Here is a 20,811-nt window from a genome sequence, read left to right as displayed (position 1 = left end):
CCGTTTCACCGGGGCCCTCCGGGCGCTTCCCTTCGTTCTTGCGTTTCCGACTCTATCAGACTCTTTCGTGTCCGATTCCCGGCCGAAGCGGGTTCCTGCTAGGCAGTTAAATTACCGCCCCGCTTTCCAGTTCTTCGCTTTCGCGTTTCCCTTTCGGCGTGGTCACTACTTTAGCTGATTTCCTCTGCGACTCATAATCGAGCCGGTTGCGGAGAATTTCGGCATGCCGAAATTGCACCCGCCAGGGGTGAATCGTAGGTAGTGGTTGGCCCTCTCACGGTGCTTCGGCCCGGTCCGATGGACCACGCCAGCAACTGCTTCCGTTCAAGCGGCTCGGACTACGTTAGGGAAACGGCGGGGACGAGTCAAGTTGCGTCGGGGCGAGGCGCCGGCGCTCTCCGTCACCGACCGAGAGGGCCGGAACCAGCGGAGGGCCGGGAAGGCCGGCGGCGCATCCGCCCCCCGCGCCGGTGTACCCGTCGGCCCGTTCCTGGTGGGACGGGGTGATGGCACCTCGCAAGGGGTGCGAGCGATCGGTTTCCCCCATCGGAGGGGACACCCCGTTCCGCCTCGGCCGGCATCAGCGGTGGGGCGCGGCGAAACCGTTCGTTTGGCTGATTCGATCTCTTGCCTGGCTGGAAAACAAGAGGGCCGGGTTGCGGTCGTCCGTCTCGCGGAGGCGTCCTCCCGGGCCGGGGTGTACGTGTGTCCTCCGTGCACCGCATCTCATGGGCGCCTCGCCAGGAGAACGAACTCCTTCCCCGGGCGATCGGGAGCGTCCCGGACGTCGTTTCGCGCGGCGACGTCGAGCGAAGCCCTCGCGGGAACCGGAGGCGTCCTCCTCCGGGCAAGACCTGTGGACGGCCCTCGGCGAGGACTCAGGTCTCCTTGTGCGGCCTGGCTCTCGGGCTGAGCCGGTAGGCCGAGACCGTCGGGTCGTTCACGAGGTAGAAGCGGTGCTGCCAGTCGTGTGCTCTGCTGACGCCCACCCGGGGCCCGGAGCGGACGTGTGCGGGATCCGGCGGCCGGCCCTCGGACAGCTTGACCCGGGTGCCCGTCAGTACGTCCACGCCGTTCTGTTCGGCGGTGATACCGAGAGCGCGGCACAGGTTGCCCGGGCCCCGTGCGAGACGCGGGCCGTCGGCGCGGTCCCCTCGCCGTTCGCGTGCCAGTTCCTCCCCTTCGACGACTCTGCCCGCCCTGATGAGGACGGCTGACGCGATGCCGTCCGTACCGGTGACGATGTTGGCGCACCAGTGCAGCCCGTGGGACCGGTAGACGTACAGGTGTCCGGCGGGACCGAACATGACGGCGTTGCGTTCCGTCTTCCCCCGGTAGGCGTGGGAGGCCGGGTCCGCGGCGCCTGAGTACGCCTCGGTCTCCGTGATGGCGATGCTCACCGTTCCTTCGGCGGTCTCGTGGGTGAGGGTGGCACCGAGCAGCCTGGGGGCGACTTCTTCAGCGAGGTCAGTGAGATTCACATCGTCCATGCTCGCCGAACCGGCCCCTCGTGCACGAGTTCAGGCTTCCGAGAGCCCGGTGGGACCGGGACGGACGGCCGTACGGGGAACCGGTTACGGTCGTGGCGCGTATGTAGGGGTCAGGACCTAGGAGGAAAACATGGGCTTCAAGCGGCTGCTCGCGAGCATGGGTGCCGGCGGTGCTTCGGTCGAGACCGAGCTGACCGAACTCAACGTCGTCCCCGGTGGGGTCGTCCAGGGCGAGGTGCGGATCCAGGGCGGATCCGTGTCCCAGCAGATCGAGGGTCTCTCGGTCGGCCTGCAGGCGCGGGTCGAGGTCGAAGGCGGGGACCAGGAGACCAAGCAGGACATCGAGTTCACCAAGATGCGTCTCGGCGGGGCGTTCCAGGTGGAGGCGGGCGCGGTGCACGTCGTGCCGTTCGGCCTGGAGATTCCGTGGGAGACGCCGATCACGATGTTCGCGGGGCAGCACCTGCGCGGCATGAACATCGGGGTGACGACGGAGCTGGAGATCGCCCGGGCCCTGGACTCCGGTGACCTGGACCCGATCAACGTGCATCCGCTCCCCGCCCAGCAGGCCATCCTTGACGCCTTCGGGCAGCTCGGCTTCGGTTTCCGCAGCGCGGACATGGAGCGTGGCCACATCCGCGGGACCCGGCAGCGGCTGCCGTTCTACCAGGAGATCGAGTTCTTCCCGCCGCAGCAGTACCGGGGACTCAACCAGGTCGAGCTGACCTTCGTCGCGGACGACCGGGAGATGGACGTCGTCCTGGAGATGGACAAGAAGCCGGGGCTCTTCAGCGAGGGCAGCGATTCCTACCGGGCGTTCAAGGTCGGTCTCAACGACTACCAGGGCACCGACTGGGCCGCCTACCTGAATCAGTGGCTCGCGCAGGTCGGCGGCCAGCGCAACTGGCTCTGACAGCCCTTAGGGTCGGTGGGAGAAACATGCCGACCGACAAGGAGAGGTGCGAGACGTGACCGAGCCGAAGAGGGCGCCGCTTCCTCATGACTTCCATCCCGAGGTTCCCGCGTTCACCGTGGTGAGCGAGGACCTCTCTCCGGGAGCGGTGCTGTCGGACGACCAGGTCTACGCCGCCGGGAACACCTCACCGCAGCTGCGGTGGGAGAGCTTCCCCGCGGAGACGAAGAGCTTCGCCGTGACGTGCTTCGACCCGGATGCCCCGACGGGCAGCGGATTCTGGCACTGGGTGCTGTTCGACATCCCGGCATCCGTGACGGAACTTCCGGCCGGCGCGGGCAGCGGGGCGTTCGAAGGGCTCCCCGCGGGCTCGGTCCAGGCCCGCAACGACTACGGGGCGAAGGAGTTCGGAGGCGCCGCGCCGCCGGCCGGTGAGAACCACCGCTATGTCTTCACCGTGTACGCGGTCGACACCGAGAAGCTCGGACCGGACAGCGACACCCCGCCCGCGGCCGTCGGGTTCAACCTGCGTTTCCACACGCTGGGACGCGCCCAGCTGATCGGGGAGTACGCGGCCCCCGAAAGCTGAAGGTTCGCCTCCTGTTTGCCCTGCCCTGGTCTTGGAGAGATCAGGGCAGGGCACTTTTTATTGCGTTGTCCGTCACGGCACTCCCGGACAGAGTTGATCCCGGGCCCGCCGACCGACGGGCGGCACACGGGAGGTGGACAGGATGCGCGACACACTTGTACTCAACGCGAGCTTCGAGCCGCTGTCGACGGTGACGCTCAACCGTGCGGTCGTTCTGATCCTGCAGGACAAGGCCGTCGTCGAGCAGTCGCATCCCGCCCTTCGTATGCGCGGTGCCGCGGTGGATCTGCCGGTACCCCAGGTGATCAGACTCTGCAGGTACGTGCGGGTTCCGTTCCGAAGACACGCTCCGTGGTCCAGAAGGGGTGTACTCATACGGGACCAGCACCGGTGCGCGTACTGCGGGCGCAGGGCCAGCACCGTCGACCACGTGGTGCCGCGCGCCCAGGGGGGCCAGGACACCTGGCTGAACACCGTGGCCTCGTGTGCCGAGGACAACCACCGCAAGGCGGCGCGGACTCCGGAGGAGGCGGGCATGCCGCTGCTGCGTCAGCCGTTCGTGCCCTCGCCGGCCGACGCGATGCTGCTGGCGCTCGGTGCCGGTGACCGGTCCGCGCTGCCCGAGTGGCTGGCGCGCACGGCTGCGTGAGGTCGGCCCGTACGAGCCCGTCCCCCGGGGGGCGGGCTCACGTCGTTCAGCGCAGCAGCAGCTGGACGATGGCCGCGGTGCCGACGGCCACGATCAGGCCGCGCAGGAGCCGCGGGCTCAGGCGGCGGCCGACCTTCGCGCCGATCTGGCCGCCGATCGCGGACCCGACCGCGATGAGTACGACCGCCGTCCAGTCGAAGTCGGCGACGAAGAGGAAGAAGAGCGCGGCGACGCTGTTGACGACCGCGGCGAGGACGTTCTTGACGGCGTTGAGGCGCTGCATGGTGTCGTCGAGCAGCATGCCCATCAGGGAGAGGTAGATGATCCCCTGGGCTGCTGTGAAGTAGCCGCCGTAGACGCTGGCGAGCATCAGGCCGGTGAAGAGGAGGGGTCCGCCGTCGGCTCGGGCGGGGGTGCCGGTGCGTTCACGCCGGCGCTGGACGGCTCTGCTGATCCGGGGCTGCAGGACGACGAGCACGAGGGCGAGTGCCACCAGTACGGGGACGATCGTCTCGAAGGCTGTCGAGGGCAGGGCCAGCAGGAGGGTGGCGCCGGTGAGTCCGCCGATCAGCGCTCCGGTGCCGAGGTTCAGGATCCGGCGGCGCTGGCCGGTCAGTTCCTCGCGGTAGCCGATGGCTCCGCTGACGGACCCGGGGATGAGGCCGAGGGCGTTGGAGACGGTGGCGGTGACCGGGGGCAGGCCGGTGGCCAGGAGCACGGGGAAGGTGATCAACGTGCCTGACCCGACGATGGTGTTGATCGTGCCGGCACCGATCCCTGCCGCGAACACCGCGAGCATTTCCCAGATGGACAAGGCCATCTCCTTCGATGGTCAGTGACGCCTCCCCGCCATGAAGGTCGAGGGGCCTCACTGATCATGCACGAAGGTGTTCTCCGGTCATTCGACGGGGGGTGCCTCCCTGCGTTGCACGGGGGGCGCCTCCCTGCGTTGTTCCGAGCCCGTGTTGAAGCCGGGTGCCCCGCCGCCGAGGTTGCCGAACGCGCCGCTGAGTCCCTTGAGGGCGTCGCCGATCTCGCTGGGCACGATCCAGAGCTTGTTGGCGTCGCCCTCGGCGATCTTGGGGAGCATCTGGAGGTACTGGTACGAGAGGAGCTTCTGGTCGGGGTCCCCCGCGTGGATGGACTCGAAGACCGTCCTGATGGCCTGGGCCTCGCCCTCGGCGCGCAGGGCGGATGCCTTGGCCTCACCTTCGGCCCTGAGGATCGCGGACTGCTTCTCGCCCTCCGCGGTGAGGATCGCGGACTGGCGGATGCCCTCCGCGGTGAGGATCGCGGCGCGCTTGTCCCGGTCGGCGCGCATCTGCTTCTCCATCGAGTCCTGGATGGAGGTGGGCGGTTCGATGGCCTTGAGCTCGACCCGGTTGACGCGGATGCCCCACTTGCCGGTGGCCTCGTCGAGCACTCCGCGCAGCGCGGCGTTGATCTCCTCGCGGGAGGTCAGGGTCCTCTCGAGGTCCATGCCGCCGATGATGTTGCGGAGGGTGGTGACGGTGAGCTGCTCGATCGCCTGGATGTAGCTGGCGACCTCGTAGGTGGCGGCCCTGGCGTCGGTCACCTGGTAGTAGATGACGGTGTCGATGTTGACGACGAGGTTGTCCTGGGTGATCACCGGCTGGGGCGGGAAGGGGACGACCTGTTCGCGGAGGTCGATCCTGTTGCGGATCGAGTCGATGAACGGGACGACGATGTTCAGTCCGGCGTTCAGCGTGCGGGTGTAGCGGCCGAAGCGCTCGACGATGGCGGCACTGGCCTGCGGGATGACCTGGATCGTCTTGATCAGGGCGATGAAGACGAGCACCACCAGAATGATCAGGACGATGATGATCGGTTGCATCGTGTGCCTCGTGCCCTTCGGTTGCCGACGGATCGCGGTGATCGAGGTCGAACCGTCATGGGTTCCGCGTCATCCACGACGGTTGCGGTCTCATGATGATCGACTTCGAGTTTGGCAGACCGGGGCCCGCCGTGTGACCGGTTCGCTACATGACGACGGCCGTTGCACCGTCGATGTCCACGACGTCCACCTGCCGGCCTGGTTCGAAGATCTGGTCGGCGTCCAGCGAGCGGGCCGACCACACCTCTCCGGCGAGCTTGATACGTCCGCCGCCGCCGTCCACCCTTTCCAGGACGACGGCCTGACGGCCTTTCAGTGCGTCGATGCCGCTGGCGTGCGTCGCCCGGCCGGCCCGTTGCCGGGCCGCGATCGGGCGTACGACGGCGATCAGGGCGACCGACACCGCGACGAACACCAGGACCTGGGCCACGATGCCGCCTCCGAGGGCCGCGACGACGGCCGCCGCCACCGCCCCGACGGCGAACATCCCGAACTCGGGCATCGCGGTCAGGACGAGGGGGATGCCCAGCCCCACCGCGACGATCAGCCACCACACCCACGCGTCGATGTCCACATGGTCATCGTAGGACCGCGGGTGCCCTCCCCGACAGGGCGCAGGGGAGGTTGGCTGTGGTGCGACTACTGGCCGAGGGGCAGTCCCCGGGCGGTGTAGCGGTCACCGTGGTGTTCGACCACGAGGGGCAGGCCGAAGCAGAGGGAGAGGTTCCGGGAGCTGAGCTCGGTCTCCATGGGTCCCGCGGCGAGCACCTTGCCCTGACGGATCATCAGGACGTGGGTGAAGCCGGGTGCGATCTCCTCGACGTGGTGGGTGACCATGACCATGGAGGGGGCGTACGGGTCGCGCGCCAGCCGGCCGAGGCGACGGACCAGGTCCTCGCGCCCTCCGAGGTCGAGACCGGCGGCCGGCTCGTCGAGGAGGAGGAGCTCGGGGTCGGTCATCATGGCGCGGGCGATGAGGGTGCGCTTGCGTTCGCCCTCGGAGAGCGTGCCGAACTTCCGGTCGAGGTAGTCGGTCATGCCGAGGCGGTCGAGGAAGGCGCGGGCGCGCTCCTCGTCGACGGCTTCGTAGTCCTCGTTCCAGGTGGCGGTCATGCCGTACGCGGCGGTGAGGACCGTCTGCAGCACGGTCTGGCGCCGGGGCAGCTTTTCGGCCATGGCCACGCCTGCGATGCCGATGCGGGGGCGGAGCTCGAAGACGTCGGTGCCGACTCCGCCGAGCCGCTCACCGAGGACCTTGGCCGTGCCGGTGCTCGGGAAGAGGTAGCTGGAGGCGATGTTGAGGAGGGTGGTCTTGCCGGCGCCGTTCGGGCCGAGGATGACCCAGCGCTCCCCCTCCTTGACCGACCAGGAGACGTCGTCCACCAGAGCGCGTCCGTCGCGGACCACGGATACGTCCACCAGCTCCAGTACATCGCTCATGGCGCGTTGTCTCCCCATACAGTGTCGAGATCGTCGCGTGCCTGTGGGCACAGCTCCCAGGGAAAACCTACGCCACCCGGGGAGTGCTCAGGCCCTGGGGCTGTTCCCTAGGCTGTCCCCATGCTTTCGGAACCACGCTCAGGGCGGCTCGCCGCATGGGGAAACGCACTTTTGGCCGGACTTGTGTCTCCGGACGACGCGGCGCTCGCGATCGTCGGCGAGGACGCGGTGCACCGGGTCGGGGGGCTGCCGGGTGAGGAGGGGCCGGTCGGGCTCACGTTCGCGCTCGGTCGGCTGAGGGGCCTGGGTGCCGGCGGTTTCCGGGTCGCGCTGCCCGCGCCGGGGCATCCGCTGGGGCTCAGCGGTCCGCCTGACTTCAACGCCAGGGCCCTGGAGGCGGAGGAGGCGGTGGTCACATCCGGGGCTCCGTACGGGCTGGTGCCGGAGGTGACCGAGGTGGGACCCGTCGGGGATCTCCACGTGGAGGTCCTCTGGCACTGTCTGCCGGTGCGCGAGGCGCCGCCGGCCGATGTGCCCTCGCTGGGCGAGGCCGAGCGGGAGCTCGCCGAGGCACTGCGGGACGCGACCGCCGTGCTGTCCCGGCTGGACGTCGCCGGTTCGGGCCCGGTGGCCGAGGCCGCGGTGGACGCCTACCGGGCACGGGTGGAACGCGGGCGCGAGGTGCTGGCTCCCGGGTACCCCCCGCGCGCGGTCCGGGTGCTGGAACTGGCTCAGCGGGTGGGGCTGCTGGTGTCGGTGGCCCATGAGAACGGCCACGGCGGCGCGGTGAGTGCCTCCGAGATCGCGGCCCGGGGAGAGGCGCTGCGCCCGGTGGAGCGGGTTGCCCGCCGGGCCCAGGTCGCGGCGTACAACGCCTATGTGGAGCAGCAGGGGCGTTAGGGCGTGCGGCGGGCAGCCGCCGAGCGGGCGGGACTTCCGGTACGTGCCCCGGGGCCTGTCCGGCGGACGTACCGCTGGGCGGGCCCGGCCGGACCCGCCCAGCGGCCGGACGTGTGGCGTCGGCTCAGTGGTTCACGCCGTGGTTGCCGAAGGCGGGGTTGAGCAGACCGATCACGTCGACCGTGTTGCCCACCACGTTCACCGGAACGCTCACCGGCACCTGGACGAGGTTCCCCGAGACGACGCCCGGGGAGCCGGCCGCCTGGCCGTGGGCCCCGGCACCGCCGTGGCCTGCGGCGGAGGCGGCTCCCGCACCGGCGGCGACGAGCCCGCCCGCGATCATGGTGACGGCGGCGGCCTTCTTCAGCTTCTTCACTTCCGGATCCTCCTGGTGTGGCCGCGGCCGACCGCCGCAGCACGCCTGGAGAACGCGGCCCGGGGACAGAGGATGCGCCGTTCGGGTGACATCCACCCGACGGTATGAATCTCGTACCGGAGTGGAACCGCTCCGACCGGCGCACGGGCGGCGCAGGGCCTCTACGTCCCGCCGCGGTCAGCCCGCCGCGCCGTGCCGTACCGCCCACAGCGCGGCCTGGGTCCGGTCCGACAGGTCCAGCTTCATCAGGATGTTCGAGACGTGCGTCTTGACCGTCTTCTCCGACAGGACGAGCGCACGGGCGATCTCACGGTTGGAGCGGCCGTCGGCGATGAGCCCCAGAACCTCGCGCTCCCGCTCGGTCAGGGTGCTCCCGCGTCCCGTGCCGGTCCCGTTGTCCTCCTGGGCGAGCAGCGCTCCGGCGACTTCCGGCTGGAGCAGCACGTGGCCGGCGTGGACCGACCTGATGGCGCCGGCCAGCGCGTCCGGGTCCACGTCCTTGTACACGTAACCGGAGGCGCCGGCCCGGAGCGCGGGGACGACCGTGCGCTGTTCGGTGAAGCTCGTGACGATCAGCACCCTGGCGGGGTTCTCCAGCTGCCTCAGGAGGCGCAGCGCCTCGATGCCGTCGGTGCCGGGCATCTTGATGTCCATCAGCACGACGTCGGGCCTCAGCTCCTCGGCCCTGGCGACCCCCTCGGCCCCGTCCGACGCCTCCCCGACGACCTCTATGTCGTCCTGGATCTCCAGGAAGGTGCGCAGCCCTCGTCTGACCACCTGGTGATCGTCGACCAGCAGCACCTTGATGATCTTGTCAGCCACAGGAGACCTCCATCCTGACGGTGGTGCCCTTGCCGGGCTCCGAGTCGACGGTGAGCCGGCCTCCGACGCTGCCGGCCCGGTGCCGCATCGAGACGAGGCCCAGGTGGCGGCCCGCGCGCCGGACGGAGTGGGTGTCGAAACCGCTTCCGTCGTCGGTGATCCGCAGCACCGTGGTGGCGGCGTCCCTGCCGAGCGTGACGGCGACCCGTCCGGCTCCGGAGTGGCGCAGCGCGTTGTGCAGGGCTTCCTGGGCGACCCGGAGCATCGCCTCCTCCTGGGCCGAGGGCAGAGCGCGTACGCCTGTGCTCTCGAAGGTCACCCTGGCGCTGTGGGCACGGTCCAGGACCTGGATCTGGGTGCGCAGCGTGGCGACCAGGCCGTCCTCGTCCAGGGCGGCCGGGCGGAGCTCGACGACGGCGGCGCGCAGCTCGTCCACGGCCTCCCCGGCCAGGGCGGCCACCTGCTGGAGTTCGCCCTTGGCGCGGACCGGGTCGCGGTCCACCAGGGCGGCGGCCGCCTGGGCGGTCAGCCGGAGCGAGAACAGCTTCTGGCTGACGGCGTCGTGCAGCTCATGGGCGAGCCGTGAGCGCTCCTCGGCGATCGTGAGCTCGCGGCTGCGCTCGTAGAGCCGGGCGTTGGTGAGGGCGATCGCCGCGTGCTGGGCGAGGATCCCGAGGAGTTCCTCGTCCTCCTGCGTGAAGCCGCAGCCGCCCGTGGGGCGGGGGCAGCGTTTGTTGGCGAGGAAGAGCGCGCCGATGGTCTCGTCGCCGTCCTGGACGGGCAGGCCGAGGAAGTCGGACATGTCGGGGTGGGCGTCGGGCCAGCCCTCGAAGCGGGGGTCCTCACGGACGTCGTCGAGTCTCTGCGGCTTCGCCTCGTGGAGCATCGCCGCGAGGATGCCGTGCTGGCGGGGCAGCGGCCCGATGGCCTTCCACTGTTCGTCGCTGACACCGTCCACGACGAACTGCGCGAAGCCGCCGTGGTCGTCCGGTACCCCGAGTGCCGCGTACTCGGCGTCCAGCAGTTCGCGGGCCGAGGCGACGATCGTCTTGAGGACGTCCCTCATCTCCAGGTGCCGGCTCATGGCGAGCAGCGCGGCGCTGACCGCGGCGAGGCCCGACGGTGGGCGATGGCTCATGTGCTCACCGTACCGGCGGGGGGATCGGCTCCGTATCGGACCTCGGACGGCTCCGGGGTCGGGCGCCGGGCCTAGGCCGAAGTGCCTCGTACCGCTGCGGCCGACGGCCGAGGCGCGCGGAAGGGGCGCGTTCCTACGTTGGCGGCGTCGGAACAGTTCGAGAACCGAGGGGATGACGGTCGATGCCGGTAGCTGTGATCACGGGCGGATCGAAGGGACTGGGGCGCGCGCTGGGCGCCGCCCTGGCCGGACGGGGCTGGGATCTGGTGCTGGGCGCCAGATCGGCGGGGGTGCTGGAGGCGACGGCCGGGGAGCTGGGCCGCCGGTACGGGGGCCGGGTCGTCGCCGTGTCCGGTGACGTCAGGGACCATGCGCACCGGCGTGCGCTGGTGGCCGCGGCCGCGGGGCTGGGCGGGCTGGACCTCCTGGTGAGCAACGCCAGCGCCCTCGGCGCCGCACCGCTGGTGCGGCTGGAAGCCCTGTCCGCGGCGGGACTGAGGGAGGCGCTCGAGACGAACGTCGTCGCGCCGCTCGCTCTGGTGCAGGAGGCGCTGCCGCTGCTGCGGGCCTCGGCGTCCGGAGCGGTGGCGGTGGTCAGCTCGGACGCGGCCGTCGAGCCGTATCCGACGTGGGGAGGTTACGGGGCGTCCAAGGCGGCGCTGGACCAGCTGGCCGCCGTCCTCGGGCAGGAGGAGCCGGGGTTGCGGGTGTGGTCCGTGGATCCCGGCGACATGGCGACGGACCTCTACACGGCGGCGGTCCCCGACGACCCCGCCCCCCGGCCGGATCCGGAGGATGTGGCCCCCGCCTTCGTACGGCTGCTGGAGCAGCGCCCGGCCGGCGGCAGGTACACCGCCGCGGCTCTGCTGGACGCGGGCCGGAGGGCGGAGCGGTGACCGCGCTGGAGGCGCTGCGGGTCCCTGCGGAGTTGTCGGCTCGGGTGCCCGCGGAGCAGAGGGGGCGCTCCGGACGTGACGACGTGCGGCTGCTGGTGTCCCGGGGCACGGAGGTCTCGCACCGGAGGTTCTGGGATCTGCCCGGGGAGCTGCGGGCCGGGGACGTCCTGGTGGTGAACACGTCGACGACGCTGGCGGCCGCGGTGGACGGGCGTCTGGGAGGTGAGCCGGTGGTCGTCCACTTCTCGACGCGGGGTGAGGACGGCCGCTGGGCGGTGGAGCTGCGACGGCCTGACGGCAGGGGTACCACCGGGCCGCGTCCCGGCGGTCCGGCGGGTGCGGTGGTCCGGCTCCCGGGCGGCGAGTCGGTGGTCCTGGAGGAGCCGCTCGGGCCGGAGGCGGGCGCCCGCCTCTGGTGGGCGCGGGCACCCCGTGACGTCCCGGGTCTGCTGGGCGGGTACGGGCGTCCGATCCGGTACGCCTACACCGAGCGGGACCAGCCGACGTCGGCGTACCGGACGGTGTTCGCGGTGCCGTCGCCCGACGGGAGCGGTTCCGCCGAGATGCCGAGCGCGGCGAGGCCGTTCACCGCGGACCTGGTGACGGCGCTGGTGAGCCGCGGGGTGCTGTTCGCCCCGCTGACCCTGCACACGGGGGTGTCGTCACCCGAGGCGCACGAGCCCCCGTACGCGGAGCGATTCGAGGTGCCGCCCGCCACGGCTTCGCTGATCCGGGCGGCACGGGCCGACGGCGGCAGGGTGATCGCCGTGGGCACGACCGCGGTCCGGGCCCTTGAGTCGTCGGCGCGCGCCGACGGGGTGGTGCGCGCCGCGGCGGGCTGGACGGATCTGGTGGTGACGCCCCGGCGGGGCGTACGGGTGGTGGACGGTCTGCTGACCGGGCTGCACGAGCCCGAGGCCTCGCACCTGCTGATGCTGGAGGCGATCGCCGGCCGCGAGGCGCTGCGGCGGGGGTACGCCGAGGCCTTGCGGGGCGGGTACCTGTGGCACGAGTTCGGGGACTCCCACCTGCTACTGCCCTGATGCCCGGAATGTCGCTTACGCTACGCGTAGCGAAAGCAACTATTCGTCATCGTAAAGGCGGCGCGATGTGAGGCCAGGCATAGGATCCACGTCACTTACGAAGGAGGATAGTTTGACCAAAACGGGCATCACGCCTGGGTTCAAAACGGACAAGGAGGCATGAACGAGACCCGCACAAACTAAACAGCTTCGTACGTCACACCTTTGCCATGGCCTTTTGCGGTAGCTAAGAATCGTGTTGTCCCCGACGGAGATGCGCCCCGGCGCTTCCGTCCGCGTCCTCGCCGAGGACACCACGATTCGAAGAGGTACGACTGAATGTCTTTCTCCCGCATCACCAGCCGTGGCCGTCGTCTGAACAAGGTCCAGAAGCTCTCCGTCGCGGGGGTTTCGACCCTGGCAGCGGCCGGCGTCGCCTTCTCGCTCGTCCCGCACGACGGGTCGGCGACGACCGAGCCGCAGGCCGCTTCGGCCGCCGCGCCGGTGGCCTACACCGGCAAGAAGGCCGAGAACATCCAGGCCGGCGCGATCGAGCAGAACGCCACCGCCAAGCAGCTGGTCAAGGCCGCTGACGAGGCGAAGGCCAAGGACTCCGCCGCGGAGAAGAAGGCCGCCGCCAAGGCCGAGGCGAAGGCCAAGGCCGTCGCCGAGGCGAAGAGCGAGAAGGCCGCCGCCAAGAAGAAGGCCAAGGCCGAGGCGAAGAAGCGTGCTGCCAAGAAGGCCAGCCGCGCCGCCGACCGCAAGCCGGTCTACGCGAACAACCTGGACGGCTGGATCCGCGAGTCCCTCGCGATCATGCACAAGAAGAACATCCCCGGCACCTACGAGGGTCTCCACCGCAACATCATGCGTGAGTCCAGCGGCAACCCGCGTGCCATCAACAACTGGGACATCAACGCCATCAACGGCGTGCCGTCCAAGGGCCTGCTGCAGGTCATCAAGCCGACCTTCGACTTCTACCACGTCAAGGGCACCAAGCACGACCAGTACGACCCGGTCGCCAACATCACCGCTGCCGCGAACTACGCCGCGGACAAGTACGGCTCCATCGACAACGTCGACAGCGCGTACTGAGCCGACGCACACGGAGCCACGCTCCGGGCAAGGCCTGGGCAGAGCAGCCGGCCGCCGGTCCGCAGCGTCGCGTGACCGGCCGGCACATGCCGAAGGGCGGCACCCCACGGGGTGCCGCCCTCGGGCGTTTCCGGAGCCGGTCCGCGGACGGCGCTACTTCCGCATCACCTCGGGCTCGTGGCGGCGCAGCATCCGGGAGACCGCCCAGAAGAGGACGATCCCCATGAGGAGCAGGACGGCGATGTCCATCCCCCACTGCCCGGCCGAGCTCTCCCAGAGCGGGTCGAGGTCGGTGGGCTTCTCCGGGTCCCACGGCGGCATGAGGTGGGCGAGGTCCAGGGTGGTGCCGGCCGCCGCGACCGCCCAGCGCGAGGGCATCAGCCAGGCGAACTGCTCCAGGCCCGGCGACCCGTAGACCTGGAAGAGCACGCCGGTGAAGACCACCTGGACGATGGCGAACATGACCAGCAGCGGCATGGTCTTCTCGGCTGTCTTCACCAGGGCCGAGATGAGCAGGCCGACCATCATGGACGTGAAGCCGAGCACGATGATCGAGACGCAGATCTCCGCGGCGGGGGGCATGAACAGCCCCTCCTCCGGCAGCTCGCGGGTGGAGAAGCCGATCCCGCAGATGATCACACCCTGGAAAGCGGTGATCACGCCGAGGACGATCACCTTCGACAGGAGGTAGGCGGAACGTGAGAGCCCTGTGGCCCGTTCCCGTTCGTAGATCACCCTCTCCTTGATCAGTTCGCGTACGGAGTTGGCCGCGGCGGCGAAGCACATACCGACCGCGATGATCAGCATGATCGTTCCGGCCTTGCCGTTGAACCGGGAGGGCGGGTCCGGCTCCGCGAGCCCGAACTCCGCGGGGATCACCACGCTGACGACCCCGAGCACCGCGGGCAGGATGACCATCAGCGCGAGGAAGCCCTTGTCGGACACGATCACCGAGATGTAGCGGCGCATCAGCGTGAACAGCTGTGCCGTCCAGCCGGACGGCTTGGGCGGGCGCATCTGCTGCGGCGAGGGCATGTGGACGGACTGCGGGGCCACGGCGTCGATGTCCGCGGCGTACATCTGGTAGTGCTGCGAGCCGCGCCAGCGTCCCGCCCAGTCGTAGTCGCGGTAGTTCTCGAAGGCGGAGAACACGTCGGCCCAGCTGGTGTAGCCGAAGAAGTTCAGCGCCTCCTCCGGCGGACCGAAGTAGGCCACCGACCCGCCGGGAGCCATCACCAGCAGCTTGTCGCAGATGGCCAGCTCGGCCACGGAGTGCGTGACCACCAGGACCGTGCGGCCGTCGTCGGCGAGGCCGCGCAGCAGCTGCATCACATCGCGGTCCATGCCCGGGTCGAGGCCCGAGGTCGGCTCGTCCAGGAAGATCAGCGACGGCTTGGTCAGCAGCTCCAGGGCCACCGAGACCCGCTTGCGCTGGCCCCCCGACAGCGAGGTGACCTTCTTGTCCTTGTGGATGTCGAGCTTCAGCTCGGCGAGGACCTCGTGGATCCGCGCGGTGCGCTCGGCCTCGGTGGTGTCCGCGGGGAAGCGGAGCTTGGCCGCGTACTTGAGGGCCTTGGTGACCGTGAGTTCCTTGTGCAGGATGTCGTCCTGCGGCACCAGGCCGATGCGCTGCCGGAGCTCGGCGAACTGCTTGTACAGATTGCGGTTGTCGTAGAGGACGTCGCCCTGGTTGGCGGGCCGGTAGCCGGTGAGCGCCTTGAGCAGGGTGGACTTGCCGGAGCCCGACGGGCCGATGACCGCGATCAGCGACTTCTCGGGGACCCCGAAGGAGACGTCCTTGAGGATGTCCTTGCCACCGTCGACCGTCACCGTGAGGTGGCGGGCGGAGAAGGAGACCTCGCCGGTGTCGACGAACTCCTCCAGCCGGTCGCCGACCAGCCGGAACGTCGAGTGGCCGACACCGACGATGTCGTTCGGGCCGATGAGCGCCGAGCCCGACTTGTGCAGGGGCTGGCCGTTGACGTACGTGCCGTTGTGCGAGCCGAGGTCACGGATCTCGAAGCGGCCGTCGGGCGTGGCCCGGAACTCTGCGTGCAGACGCGAGACCTGGAGGTCGGAGACCACCAGCTCGTTCTCGAGCGCACGGCCGATGCGCATGACACGGCCGAGGTCGAGCTGGTGGAACGTCGTGGGGCTGCGGTCACCGTAGACCGGCGGCGCGCCCGCGGCTCCGCCCGCTCCCGGCGGGTTCCCGTGGCCCTGCTGGTGCGGCACCGGGGGCTGCCCGCCCTGCGGCGCCTGCTGCCAGGGGGCCTGCTGCGGGGGTGCCTGCTGCTGGGCGGGGCCCCCGGGCCAGCCGGCTCCCTGCTGCTGCGCGGGAGGTACGGGCGCCTGCTGCCCGCCCGGAGCCTGCGCGCCGACGACGCCGGCGCCCGCCGCGGCGGTGAGGTTCAGCCTCGGTCCGTCGTCGGCGTTGCCCAGGCGGACCGAGGCCCCGGGGCCGATCTCGGCCTGCTGGACCCGCCGCCCCTGCACGTACGTGCCGTTCGTGCTGCCGTGGTCCTCGATGGACCAGCCCCGGCCGTTCCAGCTGATCGTGGCATGCCGCCACGACACCCTGGCGTCGTCGATCGTCACGTCGCCCTGCGGATCACGTCCGAGGGTGTACGGCCTGGACGGATCGAGCGCCCAGGTCCTGCCATTCAATTCCAGTACGAGTTCCGGCACTCCGCGCCCCACTAGTCGTCCCCCGAGTCGCTCCCGTCGCAGGGAGCCTAGGGATGCTGAACATCGTGGGGAACTATTCCAGGAGCGGTCCGGTAACGGAAAGCCGGGCGGCGTGAAGACCGCGCGCAGGCTCCACGTTGCTCCCCCGGACTCGGGAGGAATGCTGCCGGACCGCCCCAACCGAGGCGCCCGCTCGCGGGTCGCACCCCACCCCGTGGAGCCCGGCCCCCTGGTGTCCGCCACTCGGGACGGGCTTCGGAGCTCAGCACCCGGCCCTATACGGTGGGACCCACCATGAGCGCATCCCAGCCACCTCGGTCACCCCTGTCCCCTGAGCCCCATGAGCCCGCTCGGGACACGGACACCCCCACGATTCTCGTCAAGATCTTCGGGAAGGACCGTCCGGGCATCACCGCAGGGCTCTTCGACACCCTGGCCGCCTACGCCGTCGACGTCGTGGACATCGAGCAGGTCGTCACCCGTGGCCGCATCGTCCTGTGCGCCCTGGTGACGTCACCGGCCCAGGGCGGCACGACCGAGGGAGACCTGCGGGCGACGGTGCACAGCTGGGCGGACTCGCTCAAACTGCAGGCCGAGATCATCTCGGGGACGGGCGACAACCGCCCGCGCGGCTGCGGACGTTCGCACGTGACCGTGCTGGGGCACCCGCTGACGGCCGAGTCCACCGCCGCCATAGCGGCCATGATCACGTCCACCGGCGGCAACATCGACCGCATCTTCAGGCTCGCGAAGTACCCCGTGACCGCCGTCGAGTTCGCGGTCTCCGGCGCCGCCACCGAGGAGCTGCGGACCGTGCTGGCGACCGAGGCCGCGGGCATCGGCGTCGACATCGCCGTGGTGTCCGCCGGGCTCAGCCGCCGGGCCCAGCGCCTGGTCGTGATGGACGTGGACTCCACGCTGATCCAGGACGAGGTCATCGAGCTGTTCGCGGCCCACGCCGGCTGCGAGGCCGAGGTGGCCGCGGTGACCGAGCAGGCGATGCGCGGCGAGCTCGACTTCGAGCAGTCCCTGCACGCGCGGGTGGCGCTGCTGGCCGGGCTCGACGTCTCGGTGGTGGAGAAGGTGCGCGCCGAGGTCAGGCTGACCCCCGGTGCGCGCACCCTGATCCGGACGCTGAAGCGGCTCGGCTACCAAGTGGGCGTGGTCTCGGGTGGGTTCACCCAGGTCACGGACGACCTCAAGGAGCGCCTGGGGCTGGACTTCGCCTCCGCCAACACCCTGGAGGTCGTCGACGGCCGTCTCACCGGCCGGGTGGTCGGGGACATCGTGGACCGGGCGGGCAAGGCCCGGCTGCTGCGCCGCTTCGCGGAGGAGGCCGGGGTGCCGCTGGCGCAGACGGTCGCCATCGGAGACGGAGCCAATGACCTGGACATGCTGAACACCGCCGGGCTGGGTGTCGCCTTCAACGCGAAGCCCGTGGTCCGGCAGGCGGCGCACACGGCGGTGAACGTGCCGTTCCTGGACACCGTGCTGTACCTGCTCGGCATCACCCGGGAAGAGGTCGAGGCCGCGGACGGTCTCGAGGGCTGACCTGCTCCCGGCTCGTTCGAGGGGCGCCCGCACACGTGGTGTGCGGGCGCCCCTCGTGCGTCACGGGTACGTCGGGCTCAGTCGTTCGGCGTCCAGTATTCGACCAGTTTGCCGACCCCGTGCTCAAGGGTCTTCCAGGATCCGCTGAACTCGACGACCGCGAAGGCGGCGGTGGGGAAGCCGTCCCTGGTCATCCGGGCGAGCGCGTCACCCTCGACTCCGCCGCAGAGCGCGTCCGCGGCCGCGTGCATACCGGGGTTGTGCCCGATGACCAGCAGATTCGTCACGTCGTCGGGGGTCTCGTCGAACAGGGCGATCAGCTCGCCCAGGGAGGCTTCGTACAGCCTCTCCTCGTACACGGTCCTGGGGCGCTGCGTGAACTCGTGGACCGCGAGCTTCCAGGTCTCGCGGGTCCTGGTGGCCGTCGAGCACAGAGCCAGGTCGAAGACGATTCCCGAATCGGCCAGCTTGCGGCCCGCGACGGGGGCGTCCTTCCTGCCCCGTTCCGCGAGGGGCCGCGCATGGTCGGACTCCTGCGACCATTCCGCCTTTGCGTGCCTGAGAAGGACGATCCTGCGAGGTGTATCGGCGCTCATACCTCTCAGCTTCGCACGAATGACGCCCCCGGGCGCAGGGAGTTGAGGTGCTCGCCCGCCACGGGTGAACGACGGCCCGGAGTGCGCGGGAACTCAGGCGGGAAGCAGTCCCACCAGGCGCTCGAACAGCCGACCGAGCACGGGGTCGGCGGTTGCCGCGTGCGCCTGACCCGGTTCGACGACCAGCAGGAGGAGCGCGGCGAAGGCGAGTGCGGGCAGGACCACCGCCCACCAGGGCAGCCGGATCTCCAGACCGGGCACGGCCGGGCTGTGGTTCCGGGTCTTCGTACGGGCCGCCATGTCCGCCTCCGGGGTTCTCGGCTCTGTCACACCGAACCTACGGGCCGGCGGACGGCGGTCCCATCCGGTGAGCCACCCACCGGACCCTGAACCCCGCCCCCTAGGGGACGGGGGGTTGTCCCCACCGCGCGGGGGGCCGGGAGGCGGTGTCAGGGGGAGGCGAGCGTGGCGATCACACCGATGACCACCGAGATGAGAAGCATGGTCCCGAAGACGAGGAGGAGCTTCTTCTGGCCGTTCTGGGGATTCGGATCGAGCACTGGCATGTGGACAGTGTCGCACCTCAGCATTCGTCCTCGATCGTCCGGGCCCGTCCGGCGAGCACCCCCGCGATCGTCTGGGGCACGAGGAGACCGGCCATCAGCGCGATCGGCATGCCCCAGCCCCCGCTGTGCTGGTAGAGCACGCCGACCAGCAGCGGACCGGGGATCGAGAGGAGGTAGCCGGTGGACTGCGCGAAGGCGGAGAGCCTGACCACGCCCGCGCCGGTGCGCGAACGCATGCCGATCATGGTGAGGGCGAGCGGGAAGGCGCAGTTGGCGACCCCCAGCAGGACCGCCCAGAGCCACGCGCCACCCGCGGGTGCCACGTAGAGACCGGCGTAGCCGAGCAGCCCGCACCCGCTGAGCACGAGGACGATCGGGCCCTGGTTGCGCAGGCGTGAGGCGGCCCGGGGGATGACGAAGGCGAGCGGCACTCCCATCGCCATCGTGACGGCCAGCAGCACGCCCGCGGTGCCCGCCGGGATACCGGCGTCACGGAAGATCTGGGGCATCCAGCCCATGGTGATGTAGGCGGCCGTGGCCTGGAGGCCGAAGAAGCAGGCGAGCGCCCAGGCCGTACGGCTCCGGGTGATCCGGAGAGCGGGCGGGGCGGGGGTGCCCGCGGCGGACGGCGTCGCCTCCCGGCGGTCCCTGACGAACGGGATCCAGGGCACGACGGCGGCGACGGCCAGGACCGCCCAGACGGCCAGACCCGTCCGCCAGCTCCCGCCCAGCGCGTTCGTCACCGGCACGGTGAGCGCGGCGGCGAGGGCGGTGCCGAGGGCCAGGGCCATGGAGTAGAGGCCCGTCACGGTGCCGACCCGGTCGGGGAACCAGCGCTTGACGATGACGGGCATCAGGACGTTGCTGACGGCGATGCCCATCAGCGCGAGGGCGCTGGCGGCGAGGAACCCCGCGGTGCCGCCCACGAAGGGACGGAGCAGCAGCCCGGCCGCGATGGCCACCATGCCCGCGCAGACCACGGCGGCGGGGCCGAAACGGCGGGCGAGCCGGGGTGCCGCGAACCCGAACAGCGCGAAGCAGAGCGGCGGGACGGAGGTCAGCACGCCGGCGACGCTGCCGCTCATGTGCAGCCCGTCCCGGACCTCTTCGAGGAGGGGCCCGAGGCTGGTGATGGCGGGGCGGAGGTTGAGCGCGGCAAGGACCAGACCGAGGGTGACGATCCGCAGCACCCAGGGGGAAGGGCCCTCCCCCGCGCGGGCGGTGGCTTCGGCTCCGGGGGCGGCGGGCGGGCTCAGGGTCGGGGTCTCGTCATGACGCATGGGACCCATCATAGAATCATGGGATGATTGACTGTCCACTCCGTCCCGGGACTTCCCCCGGGACGGTCCGCCACTGAGACAATCGGAGACGATCCGACGGGCCCGCACCTCCCGGACCGATCCCCTTCCGGACATCGAGCAAGGAGCACCATGGCGCTGACGTCCACGCGGCGTTCGGCTCTCGCCGACCAGGTGATTGCCCAGCTGAGGAACCAGATCACCGCGGGCGAGTGGCCGGTCGGCTCACGGATCCCGACCGAGCCCGAGCTCGTCGAGCAGCTCGGGGTGGCCCGGAACACGGTGCGCGAGGCGGTGCGCGCACTGGCGCACAACGGGTTGCTGGACATCCGCCAGGGCTCCGGCACCTACGTGGTCGCGACGAGCGAGCTCGCCGGGGTGATGCACCGCCGGTTCGCGGACGCCGACCCGCGGCACGTGGCCGAGCTGCGTTCGACCCTGGAGTCCTCGGCCGCCCGGCTGGCGGCCCTGCGGCGCACCGACCGGGACCTGCGGCAGCTGGACACACTCATGGCGCGGCGGGAGGCCGTGTGGGCCTCGGGGGACGCCGAGGCCTTCGTGGCCGCTGACGCGACCCTGCACCTCGCGGTGGTCGCGGCCTCGCACAACGACGTGCTGACCGAGCTCTACGCCGATCTGAACGACCTGCTCCGCGAGTACCTCCGGGACGACGTGGGCCCGGAGCTGGGGCCGGAGGGACTCATGGACCACGCGCGGCTCGTCGAGGCGATCCGGGCGGGTGACGCGGACACGGCGGCGACCGAGGCGGCGGCGCACGCGCTGACCTGCCTGCGGGAGAAGGTCTGACCGTCCCGTGCCCGGGCCGCCGCCGGGTCACGTGCCGCCCCCGGTGAGCCCGGGCAGGTCCTGGCCGCCGCCTAAGGCCCCGGGCGGGCGGCCTCACCGCGCCCGGGCCGCCTGCGGCAC

22 protein-coding genes are annotated in these 20,811 nt (G+C 70.6%); 9 read left to right on the top strand and 13 right to left on the bottom strand.

Annotated elements, in window-relative coordinates; genetic code table 11:
* Nucleotides 1-878: 878 nt before the first annotated feature.
* Nucleotides 879-1,481, bottom strand: coding sequence for a DNA-3-methyladenine glycosylase (locus ACFXOA_RS14955; protein WP_385027138.1), 603 nt, complete (start codon nt 1,479-1,481; stop codon nt 879-881).
* A gap of 139 nt (nt 1,482-1,620) precedes the next feature.
* On the opposite strand from ACFXOA_RS14955, the gene ACFXOA_RS14950 reads away from it, so the two are divergent.
* The 3 genes from ACFXOA_RS14950 (at nt 1,621) to ACFXOA_RS14940 (ending at nt 3,641) form a co-directional block, all read left to right on the top strand.
* Entirely contained in the window at nt 1,621-2,403 is a 783-nt protein-coding gene (locus ACFXOA_RS14950) for a sporulation protein (protein WP_385027135.1), read from the top strand.
* A gap of 55 nt (nt 2,404-2,458) precedes the next feature.
* A complete protein-coding gene (locus ACFXOA_RS14945) occupies nt 2,459-2,992 on the top strand; it encodes a YbhB/YbcL family Raf kinase inhibitor-like protein (protein ID WP_385027132.1) in 534 nt (177 codons plus the stop codon).
* Between the two features lie 142 nt (nt 2,993-3,134).
* On the top strand, nt 3,135-3,641 hold the full coding sequence (locus tag ACFXOA_RS14940) for an HNH endonuclease (protein WP_362542452.1): 507 nt from the start codon (nt 3,135-3,137) through the stop codon (nt 3,639-3,641).
* Nucleotides 3,642-3,687: 46 nt separating this feature from the next.
* On the opposite strand, the gene ACFXOA_RS14935 is transcribed toward ACFXOA_RS14940, so the two are convergent.
* The 4 genes from ACFXOA_RS14935 to ACFXOA_RS14920 form a co-directional block, all read right to left on the bottom strand.
* Nucleotides 3,688-4,461 (bottom strand): sulfite exporter TauE/SafE family protein, encoded by a 774-nt coding sequence (locus ACFXOA_RS14935; RefSeq protein WP_385027129.1) that lies wholly within the window; start codon nt 4,459-4,461, stop codon nt 3,688-3,690.
* Nucleotides 4,462-4,539: 78 nt separating this feature from the next.
* Nucleotides 4,540-5,496, bottom strand: a complete 957-nt coding sequence (locus ACFXOA_RS14930; RefSeq protein WP_385027126.1) for an SPFH domain-containing protein — start codon at nt 5,494-5,496, stop codon at nt 4,540-4,542.
* Nucleotides 5,497-5,641: 145 nt separating this feature from the next.
* Complete coding sequence (locus ACFXOA_RS14925; protein ID WP_385027123.1) at nt 5,642-6,070, bottom strand: NfeD family protein; 429 nt, start codon at nt 6,068-6,070, stop codon at nt 5,642-5,644.
* Nucleotides 6,071-6,135: 65 nt separating this feature from the next.
* Entirely contained in the window at nt 6,136-6,936 is an 801-nt protein-coding gene (locus tag ACFXOA_RS14920; RefSeq protein ID WP_385027120.1) for an ABC transporter ATP-binding protein, read from the bottom strand.
* 120 nt (nt 6,937-7,056) lie between these two features.
* Here ACFXOA_RS14920 and ACFXOA_RS14915 point away from each other — a divergent pair, with 120 nt between their 5' ends.
* Nucleotides 7,057-7,836 (top strand): hypothetical protein, encoded by a 780-nt coding sequence (locus ACFXOA_RS14915; protein WP_385027117.1) that lies wholly within the window; start codon nt 7,057-7,059, stop codon nt 7,834-7,836.
* A gap of 124 nt (nt 7,837-7,960) precedes the next feature.
* Here ACFXOA_RS14915 and ACFXOA_RS14910 read toward each other — a convergent pair whose 3' ends face one another.
* The 3 genes from ACFXOA_RS14910 to ACFXOA_RS14900 form a co-directional block, all read right to left on the bottom strand.
* A complete protein-coding gene (locus ACFXOA_RS14910; RefSeq protein WP_385027114.1) occupies nt 7,961-8,212 on the bottom strand; it encodes a chaplin in 252 nt (83 codons plus the stop codon).
* 177 nt (nt 8,213-8,389) lie between these two features.
* Nucleotides 8,390-9,034: a response regulator gene (locus tag ACFXOA_RS14905; RefSeq protein WP_385027111.1), complete on the bottom strand. Its 645-nt coding sequence runs from the start codon at nt 9,032-9,034 to the stop codon at nt 8,390-8,392.
* On the bottom strand, nt 9,027-10,172 hold the full coding sequence (locus ACFXOA_RS14900) for a GAF domain-containing sensor histidine kinase (protein ID WP_385027108.1): 1,146 nt from the start codon (nt 10,170-10,172) through the stop codon (nt 9,027-9,029). Before ACFXOA_RS14900 ends, ACFXOA_RS14905 begins: the two co-directional genes overlap by 8 nt.
* 182 nt (nt 10,173-10,354) lie before the next feature.
* Between ACFXOA_RS14900 and ACFXOA_RS14895 the strand changes: the two genes are divergently transcribed.
* The 3 genes from ACFXOA_RS14895 (at nt 10,355) to ACFXOA_RS14885 (ending at nt 13,185) form a co-directional block, all read left to right on the top strand.
* Entirely contained in the window at nt 10,355-11,068 is a 714-nt protein-coding gene (locus tag ACFXOA_RS14895; RefSeq protein ID WP_385027105.1) for an SDR family NAD(P)-dependent oxidoreductase, read from the top strand.
* Nucleotides 11,065-12,111, top strand: coding sequence for an S-adenosylmethionine:tRNA ribosyltransferase-isomerase (locus tag ACFXOA_RS14890; protein WP_385027102.1), 1,047 nt, complete (start codon nt 11,065-11,067; stop codon nt 12,109-12,111). The genes ACFXOA_RS14895 and ACFXOA_RS14890 overlap by 4 nt, the downstream gene beginning before the upstream one ends.
* Before the next feature lie 318 nt (nt 12,112-12,429).
* On the top strand, nt 12,430-13,185 hold the full coding sequence (locus ACFXOA_RS14885; protein ID WP_385027099.1) for a transglycosylase SLT domain-containing protein: 756 nt from the start codon (nt 12,430-12,432) through the stop codon (nt 13,183-13,185).
* Between the two features lie 153 nt (nt 13,186-13,338).
* Here ACFXOA_RS14885 and ACFXOA_RS14880 read toward each other — a convergent pair whose 3' ends face one another.
* Nucleotides 13,339-15,885, bottom strand: a complete 2,547-nt coding sequence (locus ACFXOA_RS14880; protein WP_385027096.1) for an FHA domain-containing protein — start codon at nt 15,883-15,885, stop codon at nt 13,339-13,341.
* A gap of 282 nt (nt 15,886-16,167) precedes the next feature.
* Between ACFXOA_RS14880 and serB the strand changes: the two genes are divergently transcribed.
* The gene (serB, locus tag ACFXOA_RS14875) at nt 16,168-17,424 is read left to right on the top strand and encodes a phosphoserine phosphatase SerB (RefSeq protein ID WP_385027093.1); all 1,257 of its coding nucleotides are present in this window, start codon (nt 16,168-16,170) and stop codon (nt 17,422-17,424) included.
* 77 nt (nt 17,425-17,501) lie between these two features.
* Here serB and ACFXOA_RS14870 read toward each other — a convergent pair whose 3' ends face one another.
* The 4 genes from ACFXOA_RS14870 to ACFXOA_RS14855 all read right to left on the bottom strand — a co-directional run bounded on the left by ACFXOA_RS14870 (nt 17,502) and on the right by ACFXOA_RS14855 (nt 19,866).
* The gene (locus ACFXOA_RS14870) at nt 17,502-18,020 is read right to left on the bottom strand and encodes a SixA phosphatase family protein (RefSeq protein WP_385027090.1); all 519 of its coding nucleotides are present in this window, start codon (nt 18,018-18,020) and stop codon (nt 17,502-17,504) included.
* 93 nt (nt 18,021-18,113) lie between these two features.
* A complete protein-coding gene (locus tag ACFXOA_RS14865; protein ID WP_385027156.1) occupies nt 18,114-18,320 on the bottom strand; it encodes a hypothetical protein in 207 nt (68 codons plus the stop codon).
* Between the two features lie 149 nt (nt 18,321-18,469).
* Nucleotides 18,470-18,586, bottom strand: a complete 117-nt coding sequence (locus tag ACFXOA_RS14860) for an SGM_5486 family transporter-associated protein (RefSeq protein WP_385027087.1) — start codon at nt 18,584-18,586, stop codon at nt 18,470-18,472.
* A gap of 17 nt (nt 18,587-18,603) precedes the next feature.
* Nucleotides 18,604-19,866: a CynX/NimT family MFS transporter gene (locus ACFXOA_RS14855; RefSeq protein ID WP_385027084.1), complete on the bottom strand. Its 1,263-nt coding sequence runs from the start codon at nt 19,864-19,866 to the stop codon at nt 18,604-18,606.
* A 150-nt stretch (nt 19,867-20,016) separates the two neighbouring features.
* Here ACFXOA_RS14855 and ACFXOA_RS14850 point away from each other — a divergent pair, with 150 nt between their 5' ends.
* Nucleotides 20,017-20,691 carry a FadR/GntR family transcriptional regulator gene (locus ACFXOA_RS14850; protein ID WP_385027081.1) on the top strand — a complete coding sequence of 225 codons (675 nt, stop codon included), beginning with the start codon at nt 20,017-20,019 and terminating at the stop codon, nt 20,689-20,691.
* Nucleotides 20,692-20,811 lie beyond the last annotated feature (120 nt).

The organism is Streptomyces sp. NPDC059166, from assembly GCF_042755185.1.
Lineage (GTDB): Bacteria > Actinomycetota > Actinomycetes > Streptomycetales > Streptomycetaceae > Streptomyces.
This window is presented reverse-complemented; position numbering and strand designations above follow the sequence as displayed.